The organism is Pseudomonadota bacterium, from assembly GCA_039196715.1.
Lineage (GTDB): Bacteria > Pseudomonadota > Gammaproteobacteria > CALCKW01 > CALCKW01 > CALCKW01.
The window spans coordinates 16,040-36,048 of record JBCCUP010000046.1; the positions used below are offsets into that span (position 1 = coordinate 16,040).

General features: G+C 67.3%; 12 protein-coding genes. 6 read left to right on the forward strand and 6 right to left on the reverse strand.

Features of this window, described 5'->3' with window-relative positions:
* Window position 1: 1 nt before the first annotated feature.
* The 3 genes from AAGA11_15125 to AAGA11_15135 all read left to right on the forward strand — a co-directional run bounded on the left by AAGA11_15125 (window position 2) and on the right by AAGA11_15135 (window position 4,153).
* The gene (locus tag AAGA11_15125; GenBank protein MEM9604198.1) at window positions 2-1,447 is read left to right on the forward strand and encodes a DNA polymerase Y family protein; all 1,446 of its coding nucleotides are present in this window, start codon (window positions 2-4) and stop codon (window positions 1,445-1,447) included.
* 241 nt (window positions 1,448-1,688) lie between these two features.
* Window positions 1,689-2,096 (forward strand): response regulator, encoded by a 408-nt coding sequence (locus AAGA11_15130; GenBank protein ID MEM9604199.1) that lies wholly within the window; start codon window positions 1,689-1,691, stop codon window positions 2,094-2,096.
* Entirely contained in the window at window positions 2,078-4,153 is a 2,076-nt protein-coding gene (locus AAGA11_15135; GenBank protein ID MEM9604200.1) for a hypothetical protein, read from the forward strand. Before AAGA11_15130 ends, AAGA11_15135 begins: the two co-directional genes overlap by 19 nt.
* A gap of 1 nt (window position 4,154) precedes the next feature.
* Here the strand turns inward: AAGA11_15135 and AAGA11_15140 are convergent, their stop codons facing one another.
* A complete protein-coding gene (locus AAGA11_15140; GenBank protein ID MEM9604201.1) occupies window positions 4,155-6,959 on the reverse strand; it encodes an insulinase family protein in 2,805 nt (934 codons plus the stop codon).
* A 210-nt stretch (window positions 6,960-7,169) separates the two neighbouring features.
* Between AAGA11_15140 and AAGA11_15145 the strand changes: the two genes are divergently transcribed.
* Window positions 7,170-10,295 (forward strand): error-prone DNA polymerase, encoded by a 3,126-nt coding sequence (locus AAGA11_15145; GenBank protein MEM9604202.1) that lies wholly within the window; start codon window positions 7,170-7,172, stop codon window positions 10,293-10,295.
* 14 nt (window positions 10,296-10,309) lie between these two features.
* On the opposite strand, the gene AAGA11_15150 is transcribed toward AAGA11_15145, so the two are convergent.
* From AAGA11_15150 to AAGA11_15170, 5 genes are all read right to left on the reverse strand, one after another.
* The gene (locus AAGA11_15150) at window positions 10,310-12,160 is read right to left on the reverse strand and encodes an ABC transporter ATP-binding protein (protein MEM9604203.1); all 1,851 of its coding nucleotides are present in this window, start codon (window positions 12,158-12,160) and stop codon (window positions 10,310-10,312) included.
* 156 nt (window positions 12,161-12,316) lie between these two features.
* Window positions 12,317-12,808 (reverse strand): hypothetical protein, encoded by a 492-nt coding sequence (locus AAGA11_15155; GenBank protein MEM9604204.1) that lies wholly within the window; start codon window positions 12,806-12,808, stop codon window positions 12,317-12,319.
* A 99-nt stretch (window positions 12,809-12,907) separates the two neighbouring features.
* Window positions 12,908-14,308, reverse strand: coding sequence for a hypothetical protein (locus AAGA11_15160; protein MEM9604205.1), 1,401 nt, complete (start codon window positions 14,306-14,308; stop codon window positions 12,908-12,910).
* A gap of 38 nt (window positions 14,309-14,346) precedes the next feature.
* Window positions 14,347-14,844: a hypothetical protein gene (locus AAGA11_15165; protein MEM9604206.1), complete on the reverse strand. Its 498-nt coding sequence runs from the start codon at window positions 14,842-14,844 to the stop codon at window positions 14,347-14,349.
* Window positions 14,845-14,970: 126 nt separating this feature from the next.
* Window positions 14,971-16,458, reverse strand: coding sequence for an aldehyde dehydrogenase (locus AAGA11_15170; GenBank protein ID MEM9604207.1), 1,488 nt, complete (start codon window positions 16,456-16,458; stop codon window positions 14,971-14,973).
* 462 nt (window positions 16,459-16,920) lie between these two features.
* On the opposite strand from AAGA11_15170, the gene AAGA11_15175 reads away from it, so the two are divergent.
* Window positions 16,921-18,012, forward strand: coding sequence for a TRAP transporter substrate-binding protein (locus tag AAGA11_15175; protein MEM9604208.1), 1,092 nt, complete (start codon window positions 16,921-16,923; stop codon window positions 18,010-18,012).
* Window positions 18,013-18,134: 122 nt separating this feature from the next.
* On the forward strand, window positions 18,135-20,009 hold a 1,875-nt coding region (locus AAGA11_15180; GenBank protein ID MEM9604209.1), incomplete at its 3' end, for a TRAP transporter large permease subunit.

Below are 20,009 nucleotides of genomic sequence, written 5' to 3' on the forward strand. Positions count from 1 at the left end.
CATGCCCGCGCTCTGGCTCTGCCTCAGCACGCCGACCCTGTTGCTCGACACCCTCGCCAGTGACGCGGGCGACCAGCCCGCCCGCGCGCTGGTCGAACACCACGGCCCGCGCCGCTGGGTGCACAGCGCCAACCGCGAGGCCCGCGAGGTCGGCGTGCGCACCGGGCAAGCGGTCAGCACCGCGCTGGCACGCGTGCCACACCTGCAATTGATCGCCCACGACGCCGAGCGCGAGCGACAACAGCTCGAGGGCCTCGCGCTCTGGGCCTGGCAATTCTCCTCGCAACTGTCCCTGCTGCCGCCCACGGCGCTGCTGCTCGAGGTCGGCGGCAGCCTGAAACTGTTTGGCGACCTCGACCGCCTGCTCGCGGCCGTCTCGTCCGGGCTCGAGGCCCTCGGCTACCGGCACCGCTGCGGCCTCGCACCCACGCCGTTGGCGGCCCGCCTTGCGGTCCGGTGCGACCTGCCGCCGGTGCTCGACGCGGCCGCGCTCGACACCGTGCTGTCGGCCCTGCCGGTGCAGCAACTCGACCTGCCGACCGCCACCCTGCGGGCCCTGCAGCAATGCGGGATCCGCCAGACCGGTGCCCTGCTGGCCCTGCCGCGCGACGCCCTTGCGCGGCGTTTCGACCCGGCGTGCTGCGACTACCTCGACCGGCTGCGCGGCCAGGCTGCCGACCCGCGCCCGCGCTTTTCCCCACCCCGACGATTCGACCAGCGGCTCGACCTGCTGCAGGAAATCGACAACACCGCGGCCCTGGGCTTCCCGCTCAAACGGCTCGTCGACACCCTCGGTGCCCAGCTCACCGGGCGCGATTGCGGTGTCAGCAGTGTGCGCTTGACGCTTGGCCACCCGCGCGAGCCGGACAGCGAGTTGCACGTGCGCCTGCTCGAGGCCAGTGGCAACGCCACCCACCTGCTGCACGTCGCGCGCACCCAACTCGAACAGCTGCAACTGCCCGAGCCCGTGCGTGCCCTCCGGCTGCGCTGCGACCGTTTCGAGGCGGTCGCACGCGGGGGGGACGACCTGTTCCACCACCCCGGGCGCAGCGCGGTCGAACGGCGCAGCGCGATCGAACACCTGCGCGCCCGCCTCGGCGAGGACGCCGTGTACCAGGTTGAGACGGTCGACGACAACCGACCCGAGTGCGCCTGGCGTGCGCACCTCGACAACCCGGCGTCCGCGGGCGCCGAGCCCGTGCGCTGGCCACCGCGCCCGCTGTGGCTGATAGACCCGCCCGAACCGGCACCGGCCGGTCTGACCCTCGAGTCCGGCCCCGAACGGCTCGAGAGCGGTTGGTGGGGCGGCCAGTGTCAGGACGGGCGCCCGGCGCCGGACATGCGCCGCGACTATTACATCGCACACGACAGCACCGGCTTGCGCTATTGGGTCTTCCAACGCCGCGACGCACCGCGCGACTGGTACGTCCACGGCCGCTTCGGCTGACACCTTCACCCCCGCCGGACGCGTCGCAACACCCGACCCCGGGCCGCAACCCGGGTACGCCCGACGCACCTCCGACCCCCGGTTCCACGGCCCGACCCGGGGCCGCGCCGCAGTCGCTGGGGCAGCGTGCCGCCACTGTCCTGCGGCGGCGTCAAAAAAAGCGCACCGCGGCCTGCAGCTCTGATCCCATTGACTATCATTGGGGCGCTGACAACGTTCTCATAAGAGTCATCAGACCCGCATGGCCGACCCGCAGACCCACACGACCGTCCTGTACGGCTCGCCGGATGCGCTGTTTTGCGAATGCCTGACAGCCCTGTTCAAGGCGTTGCCCTACAACGCCCACCGCCCGATCCGCAGCGACGCGCTGCTGCGCGAACTGGACCATGTGACGCCCGACATCGTGCTGCTCGACGACAGCTACGGGGAAGAACAGGTTGCCCAACTCAGCCACGCGCTGAAGCGGCGCGCACCGGAGGTGCCGGTTGCCGTGATGACCGCGAACTGGCTCGCGAGCGAGGGCGCCCGGCTGAACGCGGCCGGCGTCGACCACATCCTGCGCAAGCCCTTCGGCGTTGACCGCCTCATCGAGCTCATCGATTCACTGCCCGTCCACCAGAGGGAAGACACATGTTCAGCGGACGCCTGATTCAACTCACCGCCGGTGCCTGCCTCTCAATTGCGTTGGTCACCGCGGTGCCCGCGTTCCTGCTCTGGCTCGACTTCAGCACCTTCGAGAAGGAGCAGATTCAAGCCCTGCTCGAGCCGCGGCAGAACTTGATCACGGTGCTGCTGGCCTGCGCTGCGCTGCTGCCGGTCATCTTCTTCGGCGCCTACTTCAGCAAACACCTGCGCACCATGCGCAAGCTGAACCTGCAACTGCGCGAAGCGGTCGAGGGCCACACCAACGAACTCGATTTCGATGAGGAAGCGCCGCCCGAGACCCGCGAGCTGGTCAACACGGCGAGCGAAATGCTGATCCGTTCGCAGCAACGGCAAGACGAACTCAACAGCAACCTCGCCAGTGCCACCAGCGTGAGCACCCGCGACCGCACCCGTTTCACCACGATGATCGGTGAGCTGGCGCAAGGTGTGATGGTGTGTGACGTCCACGGCAAGTTGCTGCTGTTCAACTCGCGCGCCCGCGACCTGCTCGGCGAGGAGTCCAACCAGGTCGAACTCGGCGGGTCGATCTTCCAGCTGTTCGATCAGGAACTGATCAAGCACGGCCTCTCGATCCTGCGCCACCGACTGAATGCCGGCGAGCTGCACGCGCGCGCGGTGCTGAACGCAAGTTCGCACGAGGGCACGCTGGTGCGCGTGCAGATGGCGCCGGTGGTCGAGGGTGCCGAACACGCACCGAGCCCCGCCGAGGCAATCACCGGGTTCATCCTCACACTCGACGACGTCACGCTGCAGCATTCGATCAGCACGCGCCGCGACCTGTTGTTGCAAAGCCTGACCCGCGAGACGCGCAACATGCTGACGCGCCTGCGCACCGGCCTCGACAGCCTCTCCCGCACGGTCGAGTCCCGCCAGCACAGCGGCCTGGTGAAGGCGCTGGGCCGCGACGTGCGACGCCATTGCGAACACCTCGAGCGCCTGAGCTTCCAGCAATCCGACCTGCTCGAGCAAACCTGGCCGCTCGAGCCCATTCTCGCGAGCGACCTGCTGACCGCGATCAACCAGCGCCTTGGGCGCGAGCACAACACCGAGTTGCCGCTCAGTGCCGTGTTGCCGGCCGAGACCTGGGTGCGGGCCGACGGCTTCGCCATGGTGCAGGGCTTCTCGGCCGTGGTGCAAACCCTGGCACGCGACTACGACAGCCACGTCACCAGCCTTTCGGCGCGCGCCGACAAAGGCCTGTTGATGGTCTCCTTGCACTGGGGCGATGGCACCCTGCGACAGGAGGATTTCCGCGCGCTGGCCATGGCGAGTGCCCGCCGCGGCAACGAGGCGAGCAGCGCCAGCCTGCTCGAGTTGCTGCAACGCCACAGCGGCCGCGCGTGGCTCGAGGAGAGCCGGACCGGCCAGAACCTGCGTGTGGCGCTGCCGCTCTGCGAGCCGCCGGTGCTCGGTTCCAACCGCGGCGCCCAGGGCGCGTACGACTTCGGTGACCGCATCGAGGCCGGCAGCATCCGGACCCCGGAACCCCCGCTCGCCACGCAAGTGTGCACCGCGGTGGGCCTGCTCGCCCTGCCCTCGCCGAGCGGCGAGAAGACCGACGGCCAGATGTCACTCGCGGCCGTGCGTCTCGTCGACGGCAGCATCCAGTCGACCGCGCGCACCGAGTTCGAAACCCAGTGGCTCAACTCCCCGGACGATGAAGCGGGCGGCCCCGACCCGCTCGCTCTGGCGCGCTTCAGCGAAGGTACGGTGGTCGCCTTGCACGACGCCGAACGCACCCTGAGCAAGCTCGGCCACGTCCAGCGCGAGGTGCTCGAATCGGCCAACATCGCCGACACCGCCAGCATGGCCCGCCTCGCGATGCCGATGGCCGACGGCTTCAGCCTCTACCTGATCGCCGAGCAGCTCGGTATCGAGCCCCGGCTCGACAGCGCGGAATCGATCGCCCGCACCACCGGCAAGGTGTACCTGCGCCTCGCGAAAGCCCTGGAGAAGCGCGGCATCCGCAGCTACGGGCAACTCGCCCACGCCACCCGCGCGATCGAAGAGCAGAGCAACGCCTCCAACCCCTACCTCTGACTCAGTCGGGGCGACGTGACAGGTCCGGCGGCACACGGCGTGCCGCCCGGTCGGCACGCGGCCCCATGATCAGCGCCACCCGCCCCGCGTCATTGAAATAACGTCGGCTGAAGTCGGCCAGCGCCGACGCGTCGATGCGACCCAGCGTGTCCGATACCCTCGACACCGCCGCATACGGCAAGCCGTGCTCGCGCAACAGGGCAAACTCGTGCATGACGCCGAGGTTGCTGCTTAGCCGCTCGTCACGGTCCGCCAACCACCTCGCCCGCAAGCGCGACCACGGCGCCGGGTTGACGGGTGCCGATTGCAAGGCTGATACCGTCTGATCGAGTGCCCTCAGCACCCGGTCGACGTCGACCGGGTCCGCCTGGGTGCGCACCACCACACTCGCGCCGCCGCGCGCGTAGGCGCGACGCAACAGTTGCACCGAGAGTTGGTAGACGAGCCCGTCTTGCTCGCGCAGCCGGTACCACAGCTGACGTTCGAGTGCCGTGCGCAACGCGATCAGGTGCGCCGCGTCGGTGTCGACGCCGTTGTCCTTATTCTGCAGAAAGTGCACGCTGATGTCGGCGAGCTCCGCCCCGGTCGACACCCGGATCAGGCGGTTGGCCGGTTTCGGTTCGAGCCGCACGGCACCGTCGGTGCGTCGCAACACCAGGCCGCCGAGGTGCTGTCTGGCAAGGTGTCGCAGCAACGGCGCCGGCACAGCGCCGACGACGATGACATCGGTCTCGACCGCGTTGGCGAAGAACACCGTGTGGGCCGCCCGCAGCACGTCCCGGGTCGGTACCGCGTGCGTGTCGAGTGGCGGCACCGCGTAGAGCGAGGCGTTGAGCAGGTCGCGCAGGCGGCGGGTGTTGTCCGAGCGCACGCTCGACCAGCGGTGTTGCAAGCGGCCCGATTGCACCGCACCGGCGTCAGCCGGCACCGCGCCGACGCGGAACCAGTCACCGATCACGGCAAAGGCCGCATCCAGCCCCGCGCCCGGAAGTTCGAGCACCATGCCCTGCCGGGTCGGCTCCACGAACACCGACGCGCGCACACCCGCTGCGTGCGCGCGCCGCAGCGGTCCGTCGCCCGTGTCCGTGTCGCGCTGCATCAACTCGAACAGGTCGGGCAAGGCGCGCGCCGAGGACGCGAGTGACGGGCCCGCGTGCAGCAGACTGTTGCGGTTGATGACCATGACTGAAACCGGGTCATCCGGGTGCACCGACGGCACGTGGTGGACCTGCACGCCGCTCGCGAGGTGCAGGACGCGTGCACCGTTGACCGACACCGCCTCGTCGACCAGCCGCGCCACCGGCCGCTCCCTTGGCGGCGAACGGTCACGGCCGGACGGGGTCGACGAGCGTGGCGACGCCACGGCACCGACCCGCGTCGGTTCGGCTGCCGCGATGCGGTCCAGCGCGGCGCGGAGCACCGGAACCGCGGGCAGCGTGGCTGTCTCGCTGCCGGTCTCGAAGGCCGCGACCCACGACGCGTTAGCCAGGGTGGCCCGAATCAGCGCGCGACCGTCAGCCGGTCCGAGGCGAGCCAGCTGTGTCAGCACCGCCTCGCCGAGCCCGCCGACCGCGGACGCCGGCAGGCCGGACAGACGGTACCGCACCGTGGTGTCGGCGAGGTGTGCCGAGGACGAGGGCGCGGCGTACCAGTGTGCACCGCGCAGCGCAGCGTGCAGGGCATCCGCGAGCACGGCCCAGCGCGGCCCATCCAGCGCGGCGAGCTCACGTGCGAGTGCGGTCTCGAGTGCGTCGAGGCACCCTGGCAAACGGCCAGGCCCCACGTTGGCCACGAAGAACGCACCGGTTCCCCCGTGCGCGAGCGGTAACCATTCGCGCAACACGGGCCCACACCGCCGCTGCACCGTCGCCGTCTGATGCCACCAATGCACCAGGCTCTCCACCGCAATCACCTCGGCTGCGGACGCGACACCCGTGCCGCGGTTCAGCAGACCGAGCACCAACTGCGGTTCGTCCAGCGCCGGGTTGCGCTGGATCAGCACGGCCGGCGGCGCACCGGTCGCGTCGTGGTGAAGCGAGACCGGGTTTGGCCGGGCGGCGCCCCCCGACGCGAGGCCGTCGAAGGCGTCGGTCGCCAAGCGCAGCACCTGTTCGCCGTCGACGTCGCCGGCCACCACCAGCGCCGCGCGTGACGCGCGGTAGTGCGTGGCCCAGAACCGCCGCAGCGCAGTGGGGTCGGCCGGGTCGAGCGTGGGGTGCACGCGGTCCGGTGAGGGGGCGGTGCCGCCGTCGAGCAGGGCCGACCACGCGGCGTCGGCCTTGCGCTGTCGGTGCGAGGCAGCCGAGAGCAGTTCCGCCTGCACCACCCGGGATTCGCGCGCGACCGCGTCAGGTGCGGCATGCAGGTCCGACAGCCAGGCGGCCATGAGCGCGAGCGTGTCCCGGAGCACGTCGGGGCGGTTGCGCGGCACACTCGCGGTGTACACGGTGTGGTGGGCTGCGGTGTAGGCGTTGAAATCGCGACCGTGCCGCAGGAGGGGCTGGTCGTAGAGCGCGTCGATGTCGGCGCGCGAGAACCGGCCCGCACCGAGGAACGCGAGGTGTTCTACGAGATGCGCCCAACCGCGCTGACCGCGTTGCTCGTCGGCGGCGCCGACGTCCACCACCAGGCGCAGTGCGATGCGGTCGCCGACGCGCCGCGCCGGCGCGCTCTGCACCACGATGTCGAAGCCGTTGGCAAGGGTGCGCTCGAACGTGGCCGCGGCGCGCACCGGCGCGGCGACCGCCATGGCGAGCACCAGGCAGAGCAGACCGAGGCACGCGCTGCTGTCGCGACGGGAGACCATGCCACAGGGTCGCGCGGGACGCCTCCGGAAAGCGCGCGGTGGTTCACACTTTCAGCGCGAATTGCCGCGTCAGGCTGCCGGGCCCCGTGGCACTGCGTCGCCCGTGTTACAGCGGCAAGCGCCCGCACCAGCGCGCACCCGCCGCTGTGGACCGGCAGCCGTGTGGCGAGTGGACTCAGTCAGCTGAATACTGTATAGATAAACAGTATCATGTACGCCGAACTGCACTGCCACAGCCCCTTCAGCTTCCTGCGCGGCGCCTCGTCTGCCGACGAGCTGTTTCAGACCGCCCGGGCCCGGGGTTACACCGCCCTCGCGATCACCGACGCCTGCTCGCTCGCCGGCATCGTGCGCGCGCTCGAAGCCTCGGAGACCCACGGCGTGCGCCTGATCGTCGGCGCCGAATTCGCGCTCGAGCACGGCTGCCGGCTGCTGCTGTTGGCACGCGACCACACAGGCTACAGCAACCTGTGTGCGCTGATCACCGCCGGCCGCCGCGCTGCTCAGAAAGGCCACTACCGCCTCGGGCTCGACGACTACGCGCGGCACGCCCGCGGGTGCAGCACCGTGTTCGTCCCACCCGACTTCGGCGCACACGCGGCCGCGGACCTGCGTCCGGTCGCGCGTCTCGCGCGCTGGTGTGCACGCGCACTCGACGACCCGCACCTCGCCTTTGCCCTGCACCACGGTGCCGACGACGCTCGTCACGTGCGTGCACTCGACATCCTGTCGCGTCGCACTGGCCTGCACGCGGTGGCCACCGGCGACGTGTACATGCACTGCCGCTCACGGCGTGCGCTGCAGGACGCGATGACCTGCATCCGGCTGGGTTGCACGCTGGAGACCGCCGGCCGCGCCCTGCACGCCAACGGCGAACGCCACCTGCGCCCCGTCGACACGCTGCGCGCCCTCTACCCGCCCGCGGTGATCCGACGCGCTGTGGCGCTGGCCGAGCGCTGCCGCTTCTCGCTGCGCGACCTGCACTACGTCTACCCGTCCGAGCTCGTGCCCGCGGGGCTCGACGCCAGCGCTCACCTGCGCGCGCTGACCGAGGCTGGCGCGACCGAGCGCTGGCCCGACGGCGCACCGGACGGCGTCCGCAACCAGATCGAGCACGAGCTCACGTTGATTGCAGAGCTCGGCTACGAGCACTTCTTCCTGACCGTCCACGACGTCGTCGCCTTTGCGCGGCGCCAGGGCATCCTGTGTCAGGGGCGGGGCTCGGCGGCCAACTCTGCGGTGTGTTTCTGCCTGGGCATCACCGAGGTCAACCCTGCCCAGGGCAGCCTGCTGTTCGAGCGCTTCATCTCGCGCGAGCGCAACGAACCCCCGGACATCGATGTCGACTTCGAGCACGAGCGCCGCGAGGACGTCATCCAATACCTCTACGGCAAGTACGGTCGGCAACGGGCCGCCATCGCCGCCACCGTGATCACCTACCGCAGCAAGAGCGCGGTGCGCGAACTCGCCAAGGTGCTCGGTTTTGCCGCCGACCAGATCGACGCCCTGACCCGCTCGATGGCGTGGTGGGACGGCACCGGCGCGATCCCCGAACGCCTGGCCGAGCTCGGGCTCGACGTCGAAGCGCCGATCGTCCAGCGCTTCCTCTACCTGCTCGGGCAACTGGTCGGGATGCCCCGCCACCTGTCGCAACACGTCGGCGGTTTCGTCATCAGCGAGCACCCGCTGCACACCCTGGTGCCGGTGGAAAACGCGGCGATGCCCGATCGCACCATCATCCAGTGGGACAAGGACGACCTCGAGGCGCTCGGCCTGCTGAAAGTGGACGTGCTCGCACTCGGCATGCTCAGCGCCCTGCGCAAGTGTTTCGCGCTGGTCGAGGGCACCACGGGTGAGCGCTGGACACTCGCCAGCCTGCCGCCCGAGGACGATCAGGTCTACGGCATGATGTGCAAGGCCGACACCGTCGGGGTGTTTCAGATCGAATCGCGTGCACAGATGACCATGCTGCCCCGGTTGCGCCCGCGCACCTTCTACGATCTGGTTATCGAGGTGGCCATCATGCGGCCGGGGCCGATCCAGGGCGGTATGGTCAACCCCTACCTGCGGCGTCGCCAGGGCCTCGAACCGGTGATCTACCCCTCCGAGGCGCTCGAGGGGGTGTTGTCGCGCACCCTCGGCGTACCGGTGTTTCAGGAACAGGTCATGCAGATTGCCATGGTCGCAGCGGGCTTCAACGCCGGGGAGGCCGACGCGCTGCGCCGCTCGATGGCGGCCTGGGGCCGGCACGGCAAGGTCGAGAAGTTTCGCGAGCAACTCATGGCCGGTATGTACGAGCGTGGCTACCCCGGCGACTTTGCCGAAGCCGTGTTCAACCAGATCAAGGGCTTTGGTGCCTACGGTTTTCCCGAGAGCCACGCCGCGAGCTTCGCCCTGCTGGTGTACGCCTCCTGCTGGCTCAAGTACTACCACCCGGCCGCCTTCTGCTGCGCCCTGCTGAACAGCCAGCCGATGGGCTTCTACTCACCCTCGGACCTCGTGCGCGACGCCCGCAACCACGGCGTGGTGGTGCACCCGATCGACGTCACGCGCAGCGGCTGGGACCACAGCCTCGAGGCGCTCCCCGAACCGGCGGCGAACACCGTCTACCCGAGGGCCCGCGCGCACACCCACGCCCTGCGACTCGGCCTGCGCCTGGTGGCCGGGCTGCCGCAGGCCGCCGCCGAGCGCATCGTCGCCGCGCGCGCTGCCCAGCCCATCCCCGATGTCGCGAGCCTGGCCCGCGTCGCCGCGCTCGACCGCCGCGATCGGCAGGCGCTCAGCGACGCCGGCGCGCTGCAGTCGCTCGCTGGCCACCGCCACAACGCCAGCTGGCAGGTGCTCGGCATCGAGTCCCTGCCCGGCATGCTCGACGGCGCGAGCCAACGCGAACAGCGCCTCGAGCTGCCGGCGCCGAGCGACGCGCAGAACACCCTGGCCGACTACCGCAGCACCGGGCTCACGCTCGGCACGCACCCGCTCGCCCTGCTCCGGCCCCGCCTCGAGGCCAGGCGCGTGATCACGTCGGCCGACTGGTCCAGCCGGCCAAACGGCAGCCACGTGCGACTGGCGGGTCTGGTGACCGTGCGCCAGCGCCCCGGCTCAGCCAAGGGTGTGATGTTCGTGACCCTCGAAGACGAATACGGGCACATCAACGTGGTCTGCTGGCAGAACATCGTCGAGCGCTACCGAAAGGCGCTGCTCGGCACCCGTCTGTTGATCGTCAGCGGCGACACCCAGCGCGCGGACCGTGTGACCCATCTGGTGGCGCGCAAGGTGGAGGACGTCTCAAGCTGGCTCGGCAGCCTGGACGTCAGCGCGCGCAACTTCCACTGAGTTGCGGTCTCGCGTCAGTGGGAGGTGGCGACGAAGTGCCCAGCCGACACTTCCTCGTAGAGCGTGGGCGGCGGTTGGTAACCGACCGGGTGAATCGGGTTGGGCGCCACGCGGGGGTCGGCCTTGCGCGGCTTGCGCCGGCGCGGGTCCGGCACCGGCGCAGCCGAGAGCAACTCGCGCGTGTAGGCGTGCTGCGGGTTCTCGAACACCGCGGCACGCGGGCCGATTTCGACGATCCGACCGAAATACATCACCGCCACCTGGTGGCTCACGCGTTCGACCACCGCCATGTCGTGCGAGACGAACACGAAACTGATGCCGAGGTCGGCTTGCAGCTCGAGCAAGAGGTTCACCACCTGTGCCTGCACCGACACGTCGAGGGCCGAGACGCTCTCGTCGGCAATGATCAGCTTGGGCGACAGCGCGAGCGCGCGCGCAATGCACACGCGCTGGCGCTGGCCACCGGAGAACTCGTGCGGGAAGCGGTCGAGGTGCTCGTCGCCGAGGCCAACCCGACGGAACAGTTCGCTGGCCCGCTCGCGCAGCGCGGCGCCGCTGCCCATCTTGTAGTTTTGCAGCGGTTCGATGACCTGTTGGAATGCGGTGAGCCGCGGGTTCAACGCCGCGTACGGGTCCTGGAAAACGATCTGCATGTCACGGCGTTGCTCGCGCAGCTGCGTGCTGTCGAGGCTCGCGAGGTCGACGCCGTCGAGCGTGACACGGCCCGCGGTCGGCTCAACCAGCCGCAGCAGCGACATGCCCACGGTCGATTTGCCGCAGCCCGACTCCCCGACCAGCCCCAGAGTCTCACCGCGTTTGACCTCGAAAGACACGCCCTCCACCGCGTGCACGTGGCCGACCGTACGGCGCAGCAAGCCCTTGCGCACCGGGAAGCGTGTCACCAGGCCCTCGACCTTCAACAGCGGCGCATCCGCCGATTCGGCGGCGGTCTCGGTCGGTGTCCGGGCGTCCGCCGCGGTGTTCGACTCGCGCGCTACCACGGCGCCGTCGGCGTCCAGCAAGGCCATCGGCTCGGGTTTGCTGAGGCCGCGCATGGCGCCAAGCCGCGGCACGGCGCGCAACAGTGCCTGGGTGTAGGCGTGCTGGGGCGCGTCGAAGATCTGCTCAACCGGCCCCTCTTCGACCTTCTTGCCGCGGTACATCACCACAACGCGGTCGGCCATCTCGGCAACCACGCCCATGTCGTGCGTGATGAACATCACGGCCGAACCGAAATCCGATTTCAGCCCGCGGATGAGGTCGAGGATTTCCGCCTGAATGGTCACATCGAGTGCGGTGGTCGGCTCATCGGCGATCAGCAAGCGTGGCTCGCACGCGAGCGCCATGGCGATCATCACGCGTTGGCGCATGCCGCCGGAGAGTTCGTGCGGGAACTGACGCAGGCGCCGTTCGGGTTCCGGGATGCGGACGGTGCGCAGCATCTCCACCGTGCGCTCGTCGGCCTGCTCGCGGCTCATGCCCCGGTGCACACGCAGGCTCTCGGCGATTTGCCAACCGACCGGGAACACCGGGTTCAGTGAGGTCATCGGCTCCTGGAAGATCATGCCGATCTCCCCGCCGCGCACGGTGTAGAGCGTCTCCTGGTCGGCCGAGCGCATGTTCAGCAGTTCGCCGTTCGGCCGCCGGAAGTTCAGGTCGCCGCGCACGATATCGCCGCCACCAAACTCGACCAGGCGCATCAGCGACAGCGCGCTGACCGACTTGCCCGACCCCGACTCGCCGACGATGCACACCGTTTCGGCTTCGTTGACGTCGAAACTCACCCCGTCGACACCGACAACGGTGCCTTTGGACGTGGGAAATTCGACGCGGAGGTCGGTGATGGACACGAGGGGCGACGGCATGCGGGCGGGGGTCTCCGACGCGTGCACACAACCGCGTGCACACGACTCCGGTAGGCGGAGCCCGAGCGTACCACAGAGCCGCTGGTTCAGTGCGTGGGCGCGGGTTCACCCCGCCGCGAGGGCAGCGCCGTCACCGCAGGCGCGCCGCGAGGTGGGTCAGCCTGTCGACTGCTCCCGGCGAAACGCAATGCCGGTCCGGCAGCCAGCATCGATCTCGGCGATGTGGTGCGTGAGGCTACCGCGCGGGCGCGAACGCAACAGATCGCCCTTGAGAATCAGCGTGATGCCCCCGTCGGCGAGCGACTCGTCCGAACTCGGCGCCTCGGTCACCGCGTACTCGGTGCCCTGGCGCAACTCGAAGCGACCCCGCGAATCGACCGGCTGTTCGACGTACTGACCCAGAAGGTTGATCTGGGCGACCGACTCCACCACTTCGAAGGCAAACTCCCCTTCGATGTCCTGACAGGTCAATTCCCAGTCGCCTGCGAACTGCGTGCGCGGTGTGCCGCCGAGCTCGGCTGTCCACCAGCCGTCGAAGGGGTGTGCGATGACCGCACCCTGCACGTCGTGGTGAACCACCGGGTCGGTGGTCGCACACCCGGACACCGTCGTGATCAAAACGGCCAACGCGGCCAGTCGGGCTGCCATGGGTGTCGCTCCTGTCGTATTCGGGTTTGCACGGTCGGTTGGTCAGTTGGTGTCCGAGCGGGCCCAGCGCCGTGCGAAGGGCACCCCGCGCCCTGTCACTCAGGCCGCGCCGTCGACGAGGTCACGCAGAAACGCACGTCCCGCGCGGACCGCTGCCGCGTGCATGCCAACCGGCACACCGCTGACCACTTCAAACACGTAGTCGGCACTTGCCGTTGCAGTGAAATTCAGCACGCCGACGCGTTCGCCACGCTGGTACAGGTGCGCACTGACCTCGTACATCACCCCATCAACGCCGTGTCGGGCGGTGCTCATCTCGGTCTGCTCGGCCCTGAGATTGCGCAAACTGAGGCTCGCACCCACCACACTGCCGGACTGGCGCCGAAACGCGCTGGCCGCTTCGGCGGCGAAGTGCTGTGCCGTTTCGGCCGAGGTGGTGCGCGTGACCCGCAGCTCCACCGGATCCAGGCGGTCGCCGCTCTGCTCGTAAAACACCGTCTCGGCAGCACCTTCGACGATGCGCAGGCGCGAGGACACCACCTGCTCACGCCGCGTGGCGTTGGTCGGGAAGGCGTTGGCGTCGACCGGGTTGCCGGCGAACTGCACCCAGTCACCGGTTTTCAGGGGAAACTCGAAACGCGACAGCGCCGACTGCAAGGCCTGGTTTTGCTGTTCCCGGTGCGTGTCCGGGCGCGGGTCCGCCGCGAAGATGCTGACCGCGTCGCGCGGCGGTTGACGCAAGGTGGCCTCCACCAGCGCCTGCCCCTCCGGCATACGCACCATCCGCTCGAGGTACCGGCGCCCCTCAAGGTAGCGCAGCGTCGAACTGTTGCCGCTTCGCCCGGGCAGCACGTCCAGCGTGGCATAGCCGCGGTTGCGGTGCCGGAACGAGCTCGCAGCCACCGCGAAACCGTGCTCGCAGTCGAGCTGCCGGCACAGGGTCTTGGCAAGAAGTTCGGCGTGGCCTTCAAACACGGCGGAAAAGGCAAGGTTGTTGCCGCCGTACTGGGCTTGCAATCCTGAAAAGTCGACGCGCACATCGTCGGCGGCGTGAACCCACTCGTGGATGAAGAGCGGCAACAGCGCGTCCCGCTCCGACACGCCCGCCTCGGCGAGGGACGCCACGTAGTTCGCGACGTTGACGGCGTCGTAGACGATCACTTTATCGGTCTCGTCGTAAAAGGCCAGCACGCTGTCGAGTCGCTCCTCGACGAAGTCGTCCGCCAGACGGTCGAGGTGACGCTGGTCGAATTGGCTCAGAAACCCGCGCGTGACCGAGCGTCGGTGCCAGTCCGCCATCGTGTCCTTGTCGACCACGTGCACGTCGACGTGCGCAAGGTCGACGCGGAGCCGGCGCTCGACAGCCGCCCGGGCGACATCAATCAGCCGATCCACCTCCGGCCTCACCGTCACAGGCGAGGCGTCGGTGAACAGCGAGCGCTGCACGGCGGTGTTGGAAGGCACGGTCGCGCAGCCGGCGATCACGAGGCTGAGAGACACGCCGAGTCCGCGAAGCGTGCGAGCAAGCACGTCCCGAATCACCCCTGTTGCTCCTCTGCGCCTGCGTCACGCACGTAGCGGATCTTGGTTCGGCACCCGCCCCAGAGCTGCTCGATTCGCTCGGTCAGCGTGCCGCGCGGGTTGGCGCCGGCGAGCTTTCCCTTGATGACAAGCGTGACACCGCCGCGGTTGAGCGCGCTGTCGGACGATGGCGCTTCCTCAAACGCGTAGGCGGTGTCTTTCTCGAGCGTGAACTTGCCGCCACGGCTCAGGGGCTGGGCTACCTCTTCGCCGAGCAGGCTCATGTGCACCACGGACTCGACCACTTCGAAGGCGAACTCGCCCGCCATGTCATCGCAGGTGATGATCCAGTTTCCGGCTTTCTGCTGGCGGGTTGTGGTCTGCAGTTGCGCAGTCCACCACCCGTCGTAGGGGTGCGCGGAATCAGCCAGTGCGCCGTCGGCGACCGTGGGTTGCGTGGCGCAGCCGTGCAGCGTGAGCGCCAGCAGGGCTGTCAGCAAGAGGGGTGAGCGCATGGGTCAGTCCGTAGTAATAAAGCACTACAACGGTTTTCACGTCGCAGCGCGGGTCCTGTCTCTACGGTCTGTGGCGGTCAAGTCACCCGAAAACCTGAGCCGCCAGCCTGACCCAAACGGGTCAATTCATCGCATCACAAACGGATTGGCCATGGGTGTGTCGGCGGTGTTGATCCAGGTCGTGCGCGTGCGGGTGTAGTCGAGCACCGACGCCAGGCCCGCCTCGCGCCCGTAGCCCGATTGGTTGAACCCCCCGAAAGGCGCGATCGGCGAAATAGCACGGTAGGTGTTCACCCAACAGATCCCCGCCCGCAGGCGACCCGAGACACGGTGCGCCCGAGCCAGGTCGCGCGTGAAGATGCCCGAGCCGAGCCCGAAGTCGCTGTCGTTGGCAAGTCGGATCGCGTCGGCCTCGTCGTCGAACGGCAAGAGCGACATGACCGGCCCGAACAGTTCGGTCTTGAGGGTTTCGGTCTCCGGCGTCCGGCATTCGACCAGCGTCGGTTCAAAGTAGTGCCCCGACTGCCCCGCCGGTCGCGCGCCCCCGAGATGGATGACCGCCCCTTGCGCGACCGCCTGCTCCAGCGTGCGTTCGATCCGCTCCACCTGAGCCAGGGTGCACAGCGGGCCGACGTGGGTCGCCGGATCGAGCGGGGGCCCGACGACAATGCCCGCCGCTTTGCTCCGAATGCGTTCAATCATGTCGGCGAGGATGGGACGGTGGATCAGGCCGCGGCTGCCGGCAACACAGGATTGGCCGGACGCGCCGAAATTGCCGGCGATCAGGCCGTTGGCAGCGCTGTCGAGGTCGGCGTCGTCAAAGACGAGGATCGGCGATTTGCCGCCGAGCTCCAAGGTCGTGACGGCGAAGTTGTCGGCGGAGTTGCGCACCACGTGGCGCGCCGTCTCGGGTCCACCGGTGAAGGCGATGCGATCCACGTCCGGGTGTGACGTGAGCGGCGCGCCGCACGACGGTGCGTCGCCGGTGATCACCGACACCACGCCGGGCGGGAAGCCCGCCTCGTCGATCAGACGGGCAAAGGCCAGCATCGCGCACGGGGCCACCTCGGAGGCCTTGATGATCACGGTGCAGCCGGCGGCCAGGGCCGGCCCGAGCTTGGTCGCGGTGAGAAACATCTGGGCGTTCCAGGGCACCACCGCGACCACGACACCGACTGGCAACGGCGTGGTGAACACGTGCATGTCGGGTTTGTCGATCGGCAGCACCGCGCCTTCGATCTTGTCCGCGAGGCCGGCAAAGTACCGGTAGTAGTCGGCGACGTAGGCCGTTTGCGAACGCGTCTCCGCAGCCAGCTTGCCGCTGTCGCGCGTTTCGATTTCGCCGAGCGCCCCGGCATCGCGTTCGATCAGGTCGGCGAGTCGGTGCAGCAGCTTGCCGCGCGCGGTTGCGCTGAGGCCACACCAGAGCGGGTCGTCGAGTGCACGCCGCGCGGCGGCCACGGCGGTGTCGACATCCGATGGTCCGGCCAGGGGGAACTGCGTCCAAGGCTCGCCCGTGGCCGGGTCGAGCGAGTCCGCGGTCGCGCCGAGTGAGCCCTCGCTGAACACACCGTCGATGTAGAGCAGGTAGGGGTCGGTCAGGTCGATCGGCATGGCAGTCAGGGCTCGGGTGGCGAGCGCCGACCTTCGCATCCCGTCAGCGTACCCGCAAGCGCCGCTCCGCCGGCCGGCCAACGAGGGGCCGCCGGTCCCACCATCCCCGGCCTCGACCTCGCCCGCGGCCCGCTCGACCGACCGCCGCCGGCTGCGGGACACGCAACGCTGGGCCCCGTTCGGCCGAATTCGAGCCGTCGAACTGCCCACCCGACCACCGTGGCGCAACCGGCAGGGGCAGAAACCGGAAGCGAAGCCCAGAATGAATCAAGAACTTGAAATATAGTTCTGTCACTTCACGTCGAATGAGAGTACGATCGAGACCGTTGGTCTCATTTAAGCAATCTGCCGGTTCCCGCCAGCGCCGCTGACGTGGAACGTCGGACCAATAAGCTTCGAGGTGCTGCCTTCAGCCTCGCGGCAAAACACATCACGAAGGTTCTTTCAACAAGAGGAGTTGACATGAAACTCAAACACATCGCTGCTACAGCAGCAGCCTTGACCCTCATGGCATCGCCTGCCATGGCGGACAAGGTCCTGCGCATCCAGTCGGTCCTGCCGAACTCGGCCGACGAAGTCGTCATGCTCGAGGAATTCGGCAAGGACGTCGCAGCGCTGACCGACGGTTCACTCACCATCGAAGTGCTGCCCGCCGGTGCCGTTGTCGGACCGCGTGACATCATCGACGCTGTCGATGCCGGCCTCGTCGAAGGCGGCTTTGCCTGGACACACTACTGGGGCGGCAAGCACGTTGCAGCCAACCTGTTCGGTGCACCCGTTGCTGGCGCCGGTGTCGGCCTCGACAACATCGCCTTCCTGAGCTGGTTCCAGTACGGCGGCGGCAAGGAACTGTACGACCGGTTGTGGGACGAAATGGGCGTCAACGTCAAGGGCTTCATGCTCCAGCCCGTTGGCCCGGAAGCCCTCGGTTGGTTCCCCGAGCCGATCAAGTCCATGGACGACTTCCGCAAGCTGCGTTTCCGTGCGCCGCCGGGCATGGTCGGTGCGGCCTACGCTGAAATCGGTGTGCCTGCGGTTGCCATGGGTGGCGGTGACATCCTGCCCGCTCTCGAGAAAGGCACCATCGACGCGGCCGAGTGGTGCTGCCCGAAACCCGACTCCGTGTTCGGTTTCCAGAAAGTCCTGAAGCACTACTACCTGCAGGGCCTGCACCAGGTGACCGTGAACGCGGACATGTATGTGAACCGCGATTTCTATGACAGCCTGACCGAGGCCGAGCAGAAAGCACTGGAAGTGGCTGCCAACGCATCGCTTTCCAAGTCGCTGTCCTATCGGATCTTTGAAAACGGCAAGGCGCTGAAGGAACTGACGGACGTACATGGCGTTATTCTGGAAGACACGCCTGCGGACTACTTTACCGAGTATTCGGCGGCCGCAACCAAGGCTCTGGAAGCAGCAGTGGCTGAAAACGAATTCTTTGCCGAGGTCTGGGCGTCACAAAGAGCATTTGCGGAAGTTGCCGTCCCATTCTGGGCCGGTGCGCAAACCTCAAATGCAAGCCTTGGACGCGCCTTTGCGGACACGATGAAGTAAAAGATATCTGCAACGGGCCCTCAAGCGGGGCCCGTTCGTTCTTATTCTCAAAGCGTCTTCGACAGACGTTTCGACAATAAGAGCGTGGATTACAAATCCGCGTCCATGGGAGGGACAACCACATGGCAGCCGACGAACCAAATCCGGAAGATCTGGAAATCGCGGACGAACTGATCGCCGAACGACGGGCCGAAGCGCCGGGCGAAACGCCAGAGGATATGACGGCATGGCAGCGCCCCATCACTGCGGCCATCGACGTGATCAACTACCGCGCCGGTCAGATAATCGCGCTGATGATGGTCCCCCTGATCGCCATCGTTGTATGGGAGGTTTTCTCGCGCAACAGCTTCATCATCTTGCAAAACGCAGGCTACGAGGAATTTGCCCGCAGCATGGGCCTTGGCCCGACATTGCAGGCCTATGACCTCAGCCGCATGATCGCTGGCGTCTTGTGGATGGCAGGGGCCGGCTATGGCCTGATGCGCGGCGTGCATATCCGCGCCGACTTTCTCTATCGCAACTGGAGCAGCAAGACACAGGCCACCGTCGACGCCGTGGCGTATCTTTTGTTTTTCATCCCGTCGATGATCTTTTTCACCGTGGTGTCTGCCCAATACAGGTACCTCGCGTACGAAACCGGCGAGCGTCTGGCGCTGGACCGCGCGTGGCAACCCATCCTTTGGCCCGCGCGTCTGGCCATGCCCATCGGAGGGTTCCTCCTGCTGTTGCAAGGTCTTCCCGAGATTTTCCGGGCTTTTCACAAGATGGGTAAAGAACGCGAACGCTGGTTCGTACGCGCCCTGCCAATCTATCTGATCGCTCTGATATGGCTTTCACTGGCGATCTTTGCACCCGATCTGGTGCCGGGCGGCGCGCAGTTCACCGAAATGATGTCTGCGCGCCCGGAACTCAGCAAACCCATCATCGGGCTGATAATGCTGTGCGCAATGCTGTTCGTGATTTTCATCGGGTTCCCGATTTCGTTCACGCTGATCTTTTTAGCCTTCGTCTTTGGCATCTGGGGCGCGAACTTCAAGCTCACAACGCTGCTCATGACGCTGAACACCAACTCCACCATGCTGAACGATCAGCTGATGGCTGTCCCGCTTTTCGTGCTGATGGGCATCGTGATGGAAAGTGCCGGACTTATGGAGCGGCTCTTTGCCTCAATCCAGATGATCATGGCCCGTGTGCGCGGGGCGCTCTTTATCGCTGTGCTTATCGTGTCCACAATCTTTGCCGCCGCGACGGGCATCGTCGGCGCGTCGGTCACCCTGTTGGGGATCATGGCGGGCGCCACGATGAGCCGGTCCGGCTACGACGTGAAACTCGCGGCCGGTACGATCACGGCGGGCGGTACGCTCGGCATTCTGATCCCGCCGTCGATCATGCTGATTGTGATGGGGCCAGTTTTGGAGGTCTCTACGCTCGATCTCTTCCGTGGCGCCTTTATCCCGGGGGCGCTTTTGGCGTCACTCTATCTGCTCTATACGCTGGGCAGGTGCTGGCTGAACCCCAGCCTGGGACCCATCCTGGCAGACGAAGACCAACCGGAAACGTCCAAGTTCTACGGGGCTGAGGTTGCCTTGATCTGTCTCGGCATCCTCACAGTATGCCGCGTGTTTGGTCTTGGGCTTGGAGGAGCATTCGCCGGTACCGTGCCCTTTGCCGGCCTGTTCATTTTGTTGATCACTTTGGCTGTGGCTTATGCGGCCTACAGAAACCTCACGGTACTCAGGATCACTTTACCAATTGCCGTTCTGTTTCACCTTTACATGATTGCAGCGAACTTGGGCGAAGGCGACAGCTTTCCAATATGGTCCAGCGTTTTTGCAGCATTCGTGATCCTGTTGGCGTTCCTGTCGCGCCCAATTTATAGCAAGGACGCCGAAGGCGGCTTTTACTTCTCGAACCTTTGGGATGAATTCTTCGCTGGGCTAATGCCGCCAACGATCCTGATATCCTTTGCTCTTGGGTCTATCCTTCTTGGATTAGCA